21 protein-coding genes and 5 tRNA genes are annotated in these 12,842 nt (G+C 53.3%); 9 read left to right on the top strand and 17 right to left on the bottom strand.

The annotated features are described in order from the left end of the window. The first annotated feature begins 277 nt into the window (after positions 1–277). Positions 278–526 (top strand): hypothetical protein, encoded by a 249-nt coding sequence (locus D1159_RS03055; protein ID WP_161844227.1) that lies wholly within the window; start codon positions 278–280, stop codon positions 524–526. Then, on the top strand, positions 526–2,253 hold the full coding sequence (locus D1159_RS03050) for a recombinase family protein (RefSeq protein ID WP_161844226.1): 1,728 nt from the start codon (positions 526–528) through the stop codon (positions 2,251–2,253). Before D1159_RS03055 ends, D1159_RS03050 begins: the two co-directional genes overlap by 1 nt. Positions 2,254–2,573: 320 nt before the next feature. Here the strand turns inward: D1159_RS03050 and D1159_RS03045 are convergent, their stop codons facing one another. From D1159_RS03045 to D1159_RS03030, 4 genes are all read right to left on the bottom strand, one after another. Further along, on the bottom strand, positions 2,574–2,777 hold the full coding sequence (locus tag D1159_RS03045) for a hypothetical protein (RefSeq protein ID WP_161844225.1): 204 nt from the start codon (positions 2,775–2,777) through the stop codon (positions 2,574–2,576). Next, entirely contained in the window at positions 2,767–2,907 is a 141-nt protein-coding gene (locus D1159_RS03040) for a hypothetical protein (protein WP_161844224.1), read from the bottom strand. Before D1159_RS03040 ends, D1159_RS03045 begins: the two co-directional genes overlap by 11 nt. 4 nt (positions 2,908–2,911) lie before the next feature. Continuing rightward, on the bottom strand, positions 2,912–3,112 hold the full coding sequence (locus tag D1159_RS03035) for a hypothetical protein (RefSeq protein WP_161844223.1): 201 nt from the start codon (positions 3,110–3,112) through the stop codon (positions 2,912–2,914). Positions 3,113–3,233: 121 nt separating this feature from the next. Next, positions 3,234–3,512, bottom strand: a complete 279-nt coding sequence (locus D1159_RS03030) for a hypothetical protein (protein WP_161844222.1) — start codon at positions 3,510–3,512, stop codon at positions 3,234–3,236. A gap of 280 nt (positions 3,513–3,792) precedes the next feature. Between D1159_RS03030 and D1159_RS03025 the strand changes: the two genes are divergently transcribed. Together D1159_RS03025 and D1159_RS03020 are read left to right on the top strand one after the other, a co-directional pair. Then, on the top strand, positions 3,793–4,008 hold the full coding sequence (locus tag D1159_RS03025) for a hypothetical protein (RefSeq protein WP_161844221.1): 216 nt from the start codon (positions 3,793–3,795) through the stop codon (positions 4,006–4,008). A 4-nt stretch (positions 4,009–4,012) separates the two neighbouring features. Then, complete coding sequence (locus D1159_RS03020; protein ID WP_243152084.1) at positions 4,013–4,177, top strand: hypothetical protein; 165 nt, start codon at positions 4,013–4,015, stop codon at positions 4,175–4,177. A gap of 163 nt (positions 4,178–4,340) precedes the next feature. On the opposite strand, the gene D1159_RS03015 is transcribed toward D1159_RS03020, so the two are convergent. Next, complete coding sequence (locus D1159_RS03015) at positions 4,341–4,538, bottom strand: hypothetical protein (RefSeq protein ID WP_161844219.1); 198 nt, start codon at positions 4,536–4,538, stop codon at positions 4,341–4,343. A 343-nt stretch (positions 4,539–4,881) separates the two neighbouring features. Here D1159_RS03015 and D1159_RS20160 point away from each other — a divergent pair, with 343 nt between their 5' ends. The 3 genes from D1159_RS20160 to D1159_RS03000 are packed head-to-tail and all read left to right on the top strand — an operon-like array spanning position 4,882 to position 5,713. Continuing rightward, the gene (locus D1159_RS20160; RefSeq protein ID WP_347563626.1) at positions 4,882–5,250 is read left to right on the top strand and encodes a hypothetical protein; all 369 of its coding nucleotides are present in this window, start codon (positions 4,882–4,884) and stop codon (positions 5,248–5,250) included. After that, the gene (locus D1159_RS03005; RefSeq protein ID WP_161844218.1) at positions 5,250–5,468 is read left to right on the top strand and encodes a hypothetical protein; all 219 of its coding nucleotides are present in this window, start codon (positions 5,250–5,252) and stop codon (positions 5,466–5,468) included. Before D1159_RS20160 ends, D1159_RS03005 begins: the two co-directional genes overlap by 1 nt. Beyond that, entirely contained in the window at positions 5,465–5,713 is a 249-nt protein-coding gene (locus tag D1159_RS03000) for a type II toxin-antitoxin system RelE/ParE family toxin (protein ID WP_161844217.1), read from the top strand. The genes D1159_RS03005 and D1159_RS03000 overlap by 4 nt, the downstream gene beginning before the upstream one ends. A gap of 47 nt (positions 5,714–5,760) precedes the next feature. Here the strand turns inward: D1159_RS03000 and D1159_RS02995 are convergent, their stop codons facing one another. The 7 genes from D1159_RS02995 to D1159_RS02970 form a co-directional block, all read right to left on the bottom strand. Next, positions 5,761–6,378: a hypothetical protein gene (locus D1159_RS02995; protein WP_161844216.1), complete on the bottom strand. Its 618-nt coding sequence runs from the start codon at positions 6,376–6,378 to the stop codon at positions 5,761–5,763. Positions 6,379–6,485: 107 nt separating this feature from the next. Next, the gene (locus D1159_RS19110) at positions 6,486–7,295 is read right to left on the bottom strand and encodes a hypothetical protein (RefSeq protein ID WP_202620919.1); all 810 of its coding nucleotides are present in this window, start codon (positions 7,293–7,295) and stop codon (positions 6,486–6,488) included. Between the two features lie 3 nt (positions 7,296–7,298). After that, complete coding sequence (locus D1159_RS02990; protein WP_161844215.1) at positions 7,299–7,646, bottom strand: hypothetical protein; 348 nt, start codon at positions 7,644–7,646, stop codon at positions 7,299–7,301. Then, on the bottom strand, positions 7,646–8,926 hold the full coding sequence (locus tag D1159_RS02985; RefSeq protein WP_161844214.1) for a DnaB-like helicase C-terminal domain-containing protein: 1,281 nt from the start codon (positions 8,924–8,926) through the stop codon (positions 7,646–7,648). Before D1159_RS02985 ends, D1159_RS02990 begins: the two co-directional genes overlap by 1 nt. Then, the gene (locus tag D1159_RS02980; RefSeq protein WP_161844213.1) at positions 8,907–9,491 is read right to left on the bottom strand and encodes a DUF6291 domain-containing protein; all 585 of its coding nucleotides are present in this window, start codon (positions 9,489–9,491) and stop codon (positions 8,907–8,909) included. Before D1159_RS02980 ends, D1159_RS02985 begins: the two co-directional genes overlap by 20 nt. Further along, the gene (locus tag D1159_RS02975; RefSeq protein WP_161844212.1) at positions 9,488–9,718 is read right to left on the bottom strand and encodes a hypothetical protein; all 231 of its coding nucleotides are present in this window, start codon (positions 9,716–9,718) and stop codon (positions 9,488–9,490) included. Before D1159_RS02975 ends, D1159_RS02980 begins: the two co-directional genes overlap by 4 nt. 164 nt (positions 9,719–9,882) lie before the next feature. Next, positions 9,883–10,086 carry a hypothetical protein gene (locus D1159_RS02970; protein WP_161844211.1) on the bottom strand — a complete coding sequence of 68 codons (204 nt, stop codon included), beginning with the start codon at positions 10,084–10,086 and terminating at the stop codon, positions 9,883–9,885. A 180-nt stretch (positions 10,087–10,266) separates the two neighbouring features. On the opposite strand from D1159_RS02970, the gene D1159_RS02965 reads away from it, so the two are divergent. Beyond that, entirely contained in the window at positions 10,267–10,863 is a 597-nt protein-coding gene (locus D1159_RS02965; protein ID WP_243152083.1) for a helix-turn-helix transcriptional regulator, read from the top strand. Positions 10,864–10,866: 3 nt separating this feature from the next. Then, a complete protein-coding gene (locus tag D1159_RS02960; protein ID WP_161844210.1) occupies positions 10,867–12,057 on the top strand; it encodes a site-specific integrase in 1,191 nt (396 codons plus the stop codon). A 173-nt stretch (positions 12,058–12,230) separates the two neighbouring features. On the opposite strand, the gene D1159_RS02955 is transcribed toward D1159_RS02960, so the two are convergent. The 5 genes from D1159_RS02955 to D1159_RS02935 form a co-directional block, all read right to left on the bottom strand. Continuing rightward, positions 12,231–12,306, bottom strand: a tRNA-Thr gene (locus D1159_RS02955). 3 nt (positions 12,307–12,309) lie between these two features. Further along, a tRNA-Asp gene (locus D1159_RS02950) sits at positions 12,310–12,386 on the bottom strand. Between the two features lie 40 nt (positions 12,387–12,426). Next, a tRNA-Trp gene (locus D1159_RS02945) sits at positions 12,427–12,502 on the bottom strand. Between the two features lie 3 nt (positions 12,503–12,505). Further along, positions 12,506–12,582 (bottom strand) — tRNA-Ile (locus D1159_RS02940). A 75-nt stretch (positions 12,583–12,657) separates the two neighbouring features. After that, a tRNA-Asn gene (locus tag D1159_RS02935) sits at positions 12,658–12,733 on the bottom strand. Between the last annotated feature and the right edge of the window lie 109 nt (positions 12,734–12,842).

The raw sequence follows: 12,842 nt of genomic DNA, 5'->3' as shown, positions 1-12,842 counted from the left end.
CAGAGAAATGAAATTATCTGTACGTGCGTACAGGCGTACAAGGGATGCTGACCCTGTACCGATGTACGTATGTACGGATAGTTTTGAGTTCGCTGTTATCTTTTTATAGGCGGTCATGTTGCCGCCACAAGGCCGCTATGTAACGCTTTAGGCCCTTGAAAAGCCCGATATCACGGGCTTCTGGAACGTAATTGAGAGGGGGCCTGTGTAGTTGTATTCGGAGCGCCCGAAACGGGCGTCTAACCGTCCACGGATTTTATGAAAGTGAGGAAATTATTTGAACAATTTTGAGAGCTATGTGTACGAACCCATCGACCTGTGCGCCTGCTATGAGCCGATGTTTGAAGCACCCGCCGATTTTATTGAGGAATGGTACAAGGAGCATGGCATGAGAAATCCCTTCTCCTGCAAGGTGACCCGCAAAATCGGTAACACCTGGTATATCATCGAGACAGAGTGCGCCGGGGACGAGCCGCTTCCCAGCTTGATGCGCCGTATGATTTTTTCGGATAAGGGGGCGGTTTGATGTCGACAAAACGAGAAGATCATGCTATCATAGAACCATGCACTACGGTACTGTCAGCTGACCCACAGAAGAAAGGAGACAACAACGTGGATCAGCAGAAAATCACGATTTTGTACTGCCGCCTCAGTAATGAGGACACCCTTGATGGGGAGAGCAATTCGATTGCCAATCAGAGGGCTATTCTGACCAGATACGCCGCTGACCAGGGCTTCACGAACACCCGCATTCTGGTGGATGACGGGTATACCGGAACGAACTTCAACCGCCCCGGCGTACAGGAGGGGCTTTCCCTTGTGGAGCAGGGCTTGGTCGGCACCTGGATTGTCAAGGACATGAGCAGATTCGGGCGCGACTACTTGCAGGTGGGCCGGTATACGGAAATCGTTTTTCCCAGCTATGATGTGCGGTTCATTGCCGTCAACGATGGCGTGGACAGTGCCAGGGGGACTGACGATTTCACCCCGTTTCGTAATCTTTTTAACGATTTTTATGCCAAAGACACCAGTAAAAAGGTTCGTTCTGTGATGAAAACCCGTGGGACCAGCGGCAAGCACCTGGGCAAGCCGCCTTATGGCTACCAGCCTGACCCGCAGGATAAAGACCACTGGATTCTGGACGAGGATGCCGCCCCGGTTGTCAAGCGTATCTTTGACTTGGCGATTGCCGGAGCAGGCCCGTCCCGGATTGCCCGAATCCTGGAAGCGGACGGTGTGCTGACTACCAAGGCTCTCTACGCCCAGCGCAAGGGCAAGCCCATGCCGGAGCGTCCCTGCCACTGGGTGGAACAGTCTGTTGTCGGCATTCTGGAACGGATGGAGTACACCGGCTGCGTCTGCAATTTCAAGACCTACTCCAAGTCCTATAAGCTCAAGAAGCGCATCCCCAACGCCAGTGCGGATATGTTTATCCTGCCTGACACCCAGGAGGCCATCGTGCCGAAAGAGCAGTGGGACAGGGTGCAGGAGCTTCGCCAGCACAAGCGCCGCATGACCAAAGCGGAGCGGCAAGGACTGTTCTCAGGTCTGGTGGTCTGCGCTGATTGTGGGAGCAAACTCCACTTTGCCACTTGTAAGAACTTTGACGGCAAGCAGGACCACTATGTCTGCGCCAAGTACAAGAGCGGACGGGGGACCTGTTCGGCGCACTATATTCGGGAGGACGTTCTGCGGGATGTGGTGTTGGAGCGTATCCGGGCCGTGACGGAGTATATCCGAGCCGATGTGGAGGGCTTTCAGGAGGACTGGCTGATGTGCCGGAGAGAGGAACAGGAGAAATCTATCCGGGAGGACAAGCGGCGGCTTGAGAAAGCGAAGAAGCGTTTGGCCGACATCGACAAGCTCATCACCCGTATCTATGAGGACATGGTACTCGGCAATCTGAGCCAGGAGCGTTACCAGAAGATGTTGGAGGGCTATGAGGCGGAGCAGGCCAGTCTGAATAATGAGATCATCGGTCTGGACGATTGGGTGGCGACCCGTGAGGAAATGGAGGACAATGTTGACCAGTTCCTCGCCCTGCTGGAAAAGTATGTGGACATCCCGGAGCTGACGCCGACCATTGTGAATGAGTTCATCAAGCAGATCATCGTCTATGCGCCGGACAAGTCCAGCGGCAAACGGACGCAGAAGGTCAAGATCGTTTTCAACTTCCTGGAGGAAGTGGAAGTACCGGAAATCAGCGAACCTGTTATAACGCAAACCACCTATGGACGCAGAAAGACGGCGTGACACTCGGTCACGCCGCCCTCTGCGGCAAATAGTTACTTGTCACTATTAAGCCTTGCAGTTACGGGGTTTTTCTTGGAGCTGCTATCCAGATTTGAACTGGAGACCTCATCCTTACCAATTACCTTTGCGCTGTTTTTTCTTGTTCTCGCTTTTTGTAGCTTATCGCCGCTATCCGTTGCGCCGCATTGGGTTTGGAATTTTCCTCGTTGTAGCTTGTTATAAGATATCGCCTCTTGATGTTGCGCCTTTTAGCTTGCATGTTGCGCCTTTTGTTGCGCCTAAATAAATCAGGCCGGGGAGTATACCCCGGCCCTGCTGATTCATTTGAAAGATTCCCTTGCCAGCTTGTACACCCCAACGGCCACCAGTGCCGCCAGCGCCCATGCGCCCATCATATAGACCGCGCCCAGGAATACAGCGCCAGCGATAGCGTCCCGGGCCAGCCTGCACAGGGCGTTGAACCGCTCCAGCTCCATTGGCTCCCGCTCAAACCGAAAGCCGCCGTCATCTACTTTAACCTTCATGCTGGGCCCTCCCATCTCTATGTATGTAGATGTACTTGGTGAAGCGGTAAATGCGGTTCAGCAGGGATTCATCCGAAATCCTGCACAGCATGTCGGCAATCAGACCGATGGTCTTCGCTCTCTCGTTCATCTGCCTACCTCCCCTTTGGCAGCCTGACGGTGCCCTCTCCAATTCCCCACAAGTAATTGATCCAACATTGGGTACAATCCCCGGTGCAGTCCTCCGACACCATGCACAGATAATACTTGCGATTCGGCGGACATTGGTCGGCCAGAATCATGTGGGCGCATTTCAGAAGTGCAGATTCTTTCTCGCTTAATATCATTACCGGCATTAAAAAAATCCTCCTTGCAATATGCCCAGGAGACCGGTATAATTGAGTTACCGGCCTCCTGGGCTGTGTGTGGGCTTCATATCCAAACGCTTTGGTTGGCTGGTTGGATATGGGGCCCTTCTCATACGCTCAGCACAAAGCGGGCGGTGGTGGTCTGGCGGCTGTACTGGCCGTAGAGGTCGGCGTGGTCGGCCTTGAAAGCCTTGCTGTCGAAGCGCTGGCTGTTGACGTTCTTCCAGGTGGCTTTCCAGCCATCCCCCTGGAGGACTTCGGCCCCCTGCTCCACCATTGCGGCCTTGAGCTTGTCGGTGAGGGCCTGGGCCTCTGCCTCCAGCTCCTCAATCATGGACCGGACGCTCATCAGGTCCCGGGCGGTGCTGTTCAGTTCGTTCATACTCATGGTGTCGGCTCCTTTCATATTTTGGGGGCTTGCCCACCCGCCAGACACTTGCTCCTTGTTGGAAGCACCCGGTGTCCTCATGAGTACGCCTCCGGCGTTTGTGGGGGCTGTCGGCTCCCCAGTGGGCTGGTCCCTCCTGACAATATGAATTATACTATATGATTAAACATATATCAACGGGCAGAACAGACAAAGTTAATCATATATATTTGTGCATTTTATATATGGTAAATCATATATTTTTGTTGTATAATATAAGTGTCTTAAAGGAGGTGAAGTGTTGGCACCGACAGAGGCCCAGCGGCGCGCATCGGCCAAATACCAGCGGGAAAACATCGCAAGTTTAGCGTGTCGTGTGAAGAAAGAACAGGCCGAAAAATTCAAAGCCTATTGCACAGACAAAGGCAGAACATCTAATGCGGTGTTAAGGGATTATGTCCTTGACTGCATCGGAGAGCGCGACACAGAAGGAGGTCAACACAATGCAGGAGGTTGATGTTATGACAGAGAAGGAACAGGCCACAAACATGATTGACGTCTACACGGACTTGCTTCGTATCAAGCAAGCAGTAGACAAGGAGAAAGAAGTCAATAACCAGCTCCGCAAGGCAAAAGCAAAGCTAGAGGCGCTCGGGGTCGTGGTAGAGGATTTGGTTATTGAATGACAGCACAAGAGCCAGAAGACACTCCCAAATAGCTCTCACAGCCCGTCAGCGCCGTTCTGACGGGCTTTCCTTTATGGGGTGGTATTCCACCCCACACTCTTAAAGCGGCCTGTGGGCGGGGAAATAGAAAAGCGGCACCAGATAACCGGTGCCGCCTTACTGCTTATTTTACTTTTGGGAGAGGGAACTTGATGACGTTCCCGCATTCCTCTGCCCACTCAAGCAGGGCATTTACTCCGTCGCGGACTTCCTCATTGGATTCCTCCAGTTTGTCCAACCGCTCAATAATAGGCTGCAATTTCTGGTCGAACTTTTCATCCATCATCTGGCCTATAGCCTCTAGTAATGCTCTTTCATCCATGCTTCATCACTCCTTGCTTTCAATTATACGGTCCCGGGGTATCACTGTCAAGAACGGGGCCGGGGGCGCAATCTGCGCCATATGAATTATACTATATCTGCGCAGATATTTCTATTGATGTGATATACATATTTGTGCAGATATATTTGTTGACATTGTATATTTGCATAGATAGATAAACGTGATACAATAGAGTTATACTGGAGAAGGTGTCTGAACTTCAAACGCTCCCCCACTGGACAGAATGGACTAAATGGACAGAATAGGCCACAAGGGAGGGATTTCGTCCATTGTGTTCATTTAGTCCATAGAAAGCAAAACAAAAAATCAAGGAGGTTACGCAATGCCAGCATCAAAAGCGCAGCAAAAGGCGGTTAATAAATACATGGCTGCAAATTATGACCGTATCAATGTAACCATGCCCAAAGGGAAGAAGGATACCATACAAGCGGCGGCAGAAGCCCAGGGACAGAGCGTGAACGCATTTATCAATGCCGCCATAAATGGGCACATGGCCCCAGGGACAGGCCAGGAGGCCACAGGAGCGCCCATAGAGGATAGGGGCATATCCCTATCCCCCTCCACTCTAAAAGCCGCGCAGGCGGCCGCACAGGCCGCAGGAGAGGGAGTATCAGAGTTTATAGGTAGAGCGGTGGAGACACAGGCGCAGAGAGACACTATAGCCCGCAAGATGAAAAGGAGGCAAAGCTAATGAGTAACCGGGAAAAATGTATAGCCATTCTGGACAGCTTCAGCGATGGGCAGCTTGCCAACATTGCCACCATGCTCCAGGCCGCAAAGGACGCTATCAGCGAGGCGGCGGACGATGCTTTTTGCAATTCCCTGTATCGGGCGTATGAGGCAGACCCGGACAAGGGCCAGCCGGTCAGCCTGGAGGATGCTGCAAAGGCGCTGGGGGTATCTCTGTGACATACAGAATACAGATTGACAAGCCTGCCATGAAGTTCCTCCAGAAACAGCCACAGGCCCAGCGTGAGCGTCTTTTAAGGGCAATACAGGGCTTGCCGGACAGCGGGGATATAAAACCTATGAGCGGACACGAAAATCTTTACCGGCTCCGCGTGGGGACGTTCCGGGTGCTTTATACCATCATCGGGGATCTTCTCATTGTGCGAGTGCTGGACATCGGCAACCGTGGGGACGTGTATAAATAAGCAAAGAGCCGGGGGCGATTGAACCCCCGGCTTGCGTTATTATTGCGTTACTTGAACAGCCGCAGCAGCCGCGCCATGTCCTTCAGCTGGCGGCGGCGGTGCTGTTCCTGGTACTTGGCGAACCGCCGCAGATAGCGCCTATATGTGGTCTGGTGCATATATCGGGGCCGTTCTGGAATCCATTCGCAAAAGCTGAACCCATCCGGGCGCACCCTGGGCCATGTGTCCAGGTGCTTTTCTACCAAGTCACAGCCTTTGTGATAGAAATACATACTGTCCGAGCGGGTTTCCTGCTGGCTCTTATAATTCACCTGGGCGCATTTCCGGCACAGGAACACACCGCCGGACAGATACAGATACCGCCGCCGCTCCCCGCAGGCCGGACACAGAAAGAAGGCCTGACTGCCGCCGAATCCATTTCTTTTCCGGGACAGTTCCAGGGTTTGGCTCCACACCTTCCCCCACAGCTCCACAATCTCCCGGTCTGCCTCCGGGGTTGGTCCATAGTCCGTGTAGCGGTCACAGTCAATCAGCCGGTTTATCCCATCCGCGCAGACAAATAGCACACCGCCGCCCTCTGATATCGCAGGGTCGAAGCTGTCAATCCTGGGCGTATTTTCCGCCGTCCCGTGGGTCTTGTTCCAGCCACCTCTCTGTCTGAACACAGAATCCCCCTCTTTTTTTATGCCGTAATACTATGACAATCTTGCTGCCTATTTCATACGGACTCTCCTCAAAAATGAGGACAGTCCTATTTTTCCGCCCCTGACAGCTATACGCTCCACATCTCTTTCAGCCGGTTCAGCAGCTGCATTTCCTCTGTGGTATCCTTGCCTGGATTCAGGTCTGGGTGGTAGGTCTTGGACAGACTCCGGTAAAACTGCCTGAGTATGTCCCGCTCGGCGTCGGTGTAGGTACTGGAAGCGGAGACGGAGTAACTACCGCTTGCATACTGCTCGTAGGTACTGCGCCAACTTTCCCGGTACCTACGCTCTGACTGCTTCCGGGCTTTGTGCTGTGCCTGGATTTTCGCCAGATACCCTCTGTTCCTCAGTACACCAAACACGTCATAACAGCGGTTGTATTCGTCCTTCTCCACATCGTACTTGTTACAAAATTTGTTCTGTGCGGTCAGGTGATCCGCTATAATGCGCTCGTGTTCCTGCTGGGTTATGTACTCAGGGGATTGGTGGAACTCCGCTTCTATGCGTTCTCGCAGCAGCTCCAGCTTGGTTTCTATGATCTCGTACAGTTCGGCGGGGTCCATGCCTAGCTTGTCCGCTGTAGCCTGTATGCTGCCGTCCGCGCAATCGTACAGGCTATACGTAGCGATATCGTAGTAGCCCATAGTCCGAATGGGGTATTGCCGTTTTTTGACCACGCCGCTTTCCCGGTAGCTGCTGTGAATGCTGATTTTGTATGCCTCCAGGTGTGGGCGCTCAAACCGGCCGCCAGTGTGCCGATAGGACCAAGTAAAAGGCCGGTCATCAAAGCGCCATTCGTTCTGATACGCTTCCAGTTTCCGATACGCCCCGTATAGGTCCGGCTTCTTCCGCCGAACTTCTTGTATCACGCAATACATAAACTATCCCCCGTGGTTACTGCTTCTCGGCGGCTGGTAACTACGGTATAGCTTCAGCCAGTCCGTCAATGTCATGCAGACCATCCACGGCGAGCGGGAGCGGCGGAAGAATACGGCGGGAAGGCCGTCCCCGAACCGCTGGGCGTCCCGCTCGGCCTGTTCCATCCATTCAGACAGCCGCAGTGCCTCCGCCCGCTTGCACTCGACATGGATACCGGGGAGTCCGGACAAGTCCGGCACTTCCCCATAACTCAACACCTGCCCCGGCTCTACTGGATAGCCGTACCCCTGGAGGACTTTGGAAAGCTCAATTTCGGCCCTCCTGCCTTTTGTTTGGCTTTTAGCTCCCATCAACATCCACCCCTGTATTTTTTCATCCACCCGTACCGTGCCGCCGGTGAACCGCCCATCTGGTACAGCCGCCGGGACGGTTCGTTAAACTCCAGCTTGACCCTGCCCCTGGAGCCGAATTCCCGGTTTTTTAGGACGGTAAGCAATGTGGAGTACCCCAGCTCCTGCACCTTCTCCTCCGGTACACGCTCCACCTTCAGCACGTTGTCAGCCCGGTTTGTGATATCGCCGGATCCGCCTACGTCATCGGCCTCCAGGGGCCTGTTGCCCTCTGTTTTACGGGGGTGTGCCACAAGATGTACATGGACATTCTGCCGCTTGCAGAAGTCCGACAGACGGCCCGCAAAGGCCGACTGCGCCCGGTAATATCCCATTGCCGCCTCCCCCCGCAGCTGGGCCGTCATCACATTGTCAACCAGAAATGTATCGCAGCCATAGCGGCGGTGAGCGCCCTCGAACAGCCGCAAAATGGTATCCTCATCGTGGGCGTTTTTGTCGCGGATATCTGTAAGAAACAGGCTTCCCCTAAACCAGTCATCAATTGGCCCCTTCACGTCGTCGTTAACCATGTAAAAGGTCTTGCCGGTGCGGGGGTCCTCCTGTGGGGTTACGTGCAGGTACCCCGCCGCCTGCTGGCGGATAAACCGCTTGAACTGCTTCGCTGGCAGCTCCCCGGAGTAAACGCAGGCCCGGTGCCCCTGGTTGACAGCGTCCAAGAGGATTTGGCCCAGCAGCGTTGATTTCCCCTCGCCCCGGCGGCCGGTCCAGACCGACAGTTCTCCCGGGGCAAAGCCGCCAATCTCCCGGTCGAGCAAAGGCAAACCGGAGCTTGTCCGCTTGATGCTGGCCTCTGCGTCACAGTCAATCTCCGCCACATTGAGCACACCAGGGGCGGGAAGCTCCTGAGCGTCGATAATCAGCCAGTCAAGCGCCTGTGTGCCGTAGTTGTCCCGCAGCTCTCGGGTGGAAGCGCAGCCGTGAAAGGCGCTGTCCCCCGGTACAAGGACAGGGATTGGAAAGCGGGCTTGCAGTTCTTCCGCTATTTTGTCCCGCTCCGGCCCGGGAGGCACGGCCACCAGAACATAGGGAAACCGGCAAATAAGCTCTGACCATTCCCCCAGCTCTCTCCAGGGCGTCAGCAGGCCCTTACAGACGGCGTTGATTTGAACGGCCTGCATGTCCTCGGCGTCCTTGCACCAGAACAGACCGAACGGCGGCTGGTCTGGATCCATGAACTCAGGGTGGAAAAGCAGCTTTTCGTTATTGGGACCAGTAGTCATCTTCATCCCCTCCTCTCTGCTCCGTCTTGTGCCTGCGCTCCCAAGTCCTGACGGCGGCTTTCCAGTCTTTCATGGTCTGGCCCCCGTTGAGCTTCCACCCCCGAGCGGCGTAGTAGTCTACAAATGAGGCCGGGTCTATCCCGTTCCCGCGCTCAAGGCAATAGGCCCTGACTTCCTCCACCTCTGGCGGAACAAAGCGGGGGCGTTTGGGCGGCTTGTCCGCCTCTTTTGCTTCAGTTTTAGATATAGATTCAGTATAAGATTCAGTATAAGTGCTTTCGTTTTTTGAAAACCATAGGTTTTCCGAATCAGTAACCATAGGTTTTTTAGGTGGCCTGCCGCCTTTGGCACCGTTTCTGCATCTGGCCTTATTTGCGTCAATACTGGGCTTGGCCACAGTAAAAACAGCTCTTGACATTGCGTCTTTCAGGTCTGGAGCTACGCCATATAGGGCATAATCACAGATTGCAAGGAGGGTTGCCAATTTGTTGGCATCGGTCATCTCCTCGATAGCGTCTCGAAAAGACCGGTAGAAAACAAAGGATTCAAAGGGCTGCTCTGTCATCCAATTCCCGCTCCCTTCTCAATCGCTCGCGCTGTCCGCAGTATCTCCCGCGCCCTATGCTGCATTGAGCGGGCGAACCGCTGGGCCTCCGCCGGGTCATCGGTCAGAAAATAGCCGTGCTGGTTGTCACTGATAATCAGCGCCCCGGCTCTCCGCTCCCGCTCGATCTGCCGCCGAACCTCCCGGCCTGGAAGATTGGTCAAGCTCTCCAGGTGGCGCAAAGGCATGGCATTTTCTTGGCCGTAGCTGAGAAAATCAGTAATTTTCCCCGTTTGACGGCTCCGCGCCGTCGTGGTATCATCTGTGGTGGAAGTGGTGGCTTATCCAATCCCCGCTCCCGCCTTGACCTGCTCCACGGTTGCCGCCGTGGAGCGGGTTTTTCTGTTTCCCCTCATACGTTCTCCGGCTCACTCTCCGCCCCTAACTGCCGCAGCAGCGCCGGAACATTCACAAAAAAGGTCTGCCCGGATTTGGTGTGCGGGATAGAACCATCCCGGCACCCCCGGCGCAGGTAGTATTGAGACAACCCGGTTGTCTTGCTGGCCTCCGCGATTTTCTGGAAGGGTACAATTTGCTTGTTTGCCGTAGCTTGCATTTTTTTACCGTCCTTTCAATTATTTTTGTTTTACCTATTGACATTGAAGCAACACTTTATTATAATAAGGTATATAAAGTGTTGCTTCTTTCCATTAGGATAGCACACCCTACGTCAGATTTCAAGCGTTATTTTCCAGATTTGTATATGTGAAAGCAATATTTATTTGGAGGGTCAGCTATGGGGCGCAAAAAAAATGCCGCTTCCGAAATGGACGTGGCCGAAAAGCTATCAGCTCCACTTACACAGCGATTAAATGAGCTAATAACTGATAGCAATGAATTAAAGGATTTTCTGGGCTGTTCCATTCAGGCAGTAAACCAATACAAGCTGGGAACTTCCCGCCCATCCCTTGAAAATCTCTGTAAAATTGCTGACTTCTACGGGGTGTCCACTGATTACCTTTTGGGACGGACAACAGTAAGAACGTCCGCAGTGGACAAACGGGAAATGTGTGATTATTCTGGCCTGACAGAATCGGCGCTTGAATATCTCCACTCCCTCCATGATAGCCCGGACTATTTACGCATCATAAGTGCTATTCTGGAAGATAAAACCTTTCAAGCAATACTCCCAGATATTCCAAATCTTGAAAAAGTTAAACTTGCCGTTGAACTTGACCGTTTTGGTGTTCTCCCGCCGGTAAAAGAACACTGGACAAAGGAAGGGTATCTTGTTGGCACATATGATTATTTTGATATGTTAGAATTTAGAATTGCCCAAAACCTTAAACTTGTCATATCAAATATCACTAATCCACCAGCAGAGGAGGTATAACCATTGGCCAGCATCAAGAAGGAGTATGACGCCACCGGCGCAGTTGTTTATAAAGTCCAGGCCAGCGGGGGCCGGGGCCGTAAGGTCAAAAGGTCATGGAGGCCGGAACCGGGTTGGAGCGCACGAACCATTGAGCGGGAGTTAAACAAATTTGCAGCGCAACTCGAAAATGAGCTTGCAGACGGAACGATCTCCACAAAAAAAGAGGATGAAGAAAAAGCGCGGCTTGCCGCTCTGGAAAATGCAAAGTTGAAAACACTCCGCCAATATGCCACTGGCGTTTTCATGCCCACGAAAGAGGCCACCTTCTCCGAAAACTCCCGGTCAAGCTATCAGCGGAACCTTGATGTGCATATCCTCCCTGTCCTGGGCGATTTCCTTATGGTGGACATTACCCCCGCCATGCTCTCCAAACTGCTGCTTGATTTCCAGAAAAACGGACACGCCCACGCATCGGCGGTCAAGCTCTACAACATTCTGAATGGTATCTTCCAAATGGCTTTTTTAGACGATACGATCAAGACCAATCCCATGTTGAAGGTGAAGCGCCCCTCTCCACGCAAAGAGGAAAAGGCGCAGGACGAATCCGAAAAAGCCTATACTGTCCAGCAGCTTGCGTATATCCTCCAATGCCTGGAGAATGAATCCTTGAAGTGGCAGACATATATAAACCTTGTTGCTGATACCGGCATCCGGCGCGGGGAGGCTTGCGGTTTGGAATGGGCAGATATCGACTGGGCAAAAGGCACCATCACGATCCGGCGCAATGCTCAATACACCCCTACTGCTGGGGTTTATGTCACCAACCCCAAAAACGGCAAGTCCCGGACGGTGGACGTGGGGCCGGACGTGCTGAAGCTCTTGCAGCAGCTCCGCCTTGAACAGGCCGGGAAAGCTATCAGTCGGTATGTATTCACCCAGGACAGCAGCCCCGACATTATGCACCCCCAAAGCCCCACCCGCTACTTTAAGAAATTCGGTCAGCGATACGGTATAGAGGATTTCCACCCGCACAAGCTCCGCCATACTTCCGCCAGTCTTGCACTCACCAACGGCGCAGACGTGGTGTCGGTCAGTGAACGCCTGGGCCACTCCGATACATCGGTAACGCTCCGAATGTACGCCCACGCCAATGAGGAAAGCATACGCAGGGCCGGACAGGTTGTCCGGGACGCACTGAAAGCACAAGCCTAATAATAAGAAAACCGGGCGGGGTTGCACCCGTCCGGCTCTTGCTTTTGGTCAATGTTGCGCCTTTTGTTGCGCCTTATCCAAAACTGCAAAAATGGCAAAAATCCGTTTCCTGTTAAAAAATAGCGAAAGCAAAACAAAAAGCACCGAAAACCCTTGTTTTCAGTGCTTAAAGTTGGAGCTGCTATCCAGATTTGAACTGGAGACCTCATCCTTACCAAGGATGCGCTCTACCGACTGAGCTACAGCAGCAAATGGCGACGCGGAAGGGACTTGAACCCTCGACCTCCGGCGTGACAGGCCGGCGTTCTAACCAACTGAACTACCGCGCCATTTGAACATCTATATAAACAGCGAACGCTGGATTTTAAGTGGCAGGGGCAGAAGGAATCGAACCCTCGGCACGCGGTTTTGGAGACCGCTGCTCTACCTGCTGAGCTATACCCCTAAATGGTGGGCCTTCACGGGCTCGAACCGTGGACCGACCGGTTATGAGCCGGTTGCTCTAACCAACTGAGCTAAAGGCCCATTCGACCGGTTGTTCACTTCAAAGAAAGAGGAAAGGCTTGCCGCCGCATCACGTGACGGCAAGCCCAACTCTTATGGCTCCCCCTGTTGGACTCGAACCAACGACCCTGCGGTTAACAGCCGCATGCTCTACCGACTGAGCTAAGGAGGAATACAGAAGGGTCCGGTCTGGTCAGACCAGACCCTTTCCGTGTTGGCATTACCTATCTTCCCAGGCCGTCTCCAGCCAAGTATTTTCGGCGCAGATGAGCTTAACTTCC

Origin of the sequence: Pseudoflavonifractor sp. 524-17 (assembly GCF_009935845.1) — a bacterium.
In the GTDB taxonomy this organism is placed as follows: domain Bacteria; phylum Bacillota; class Clostridia; order Oscillospirales; family Oscillospiraceae; genus Pseudoflavonifractor_A.
The sequence above is the reverse complement of the archived record's forward strand: the minus strand, read 5'-3'. Positions and strand labels throughout refer to the sequence as shown.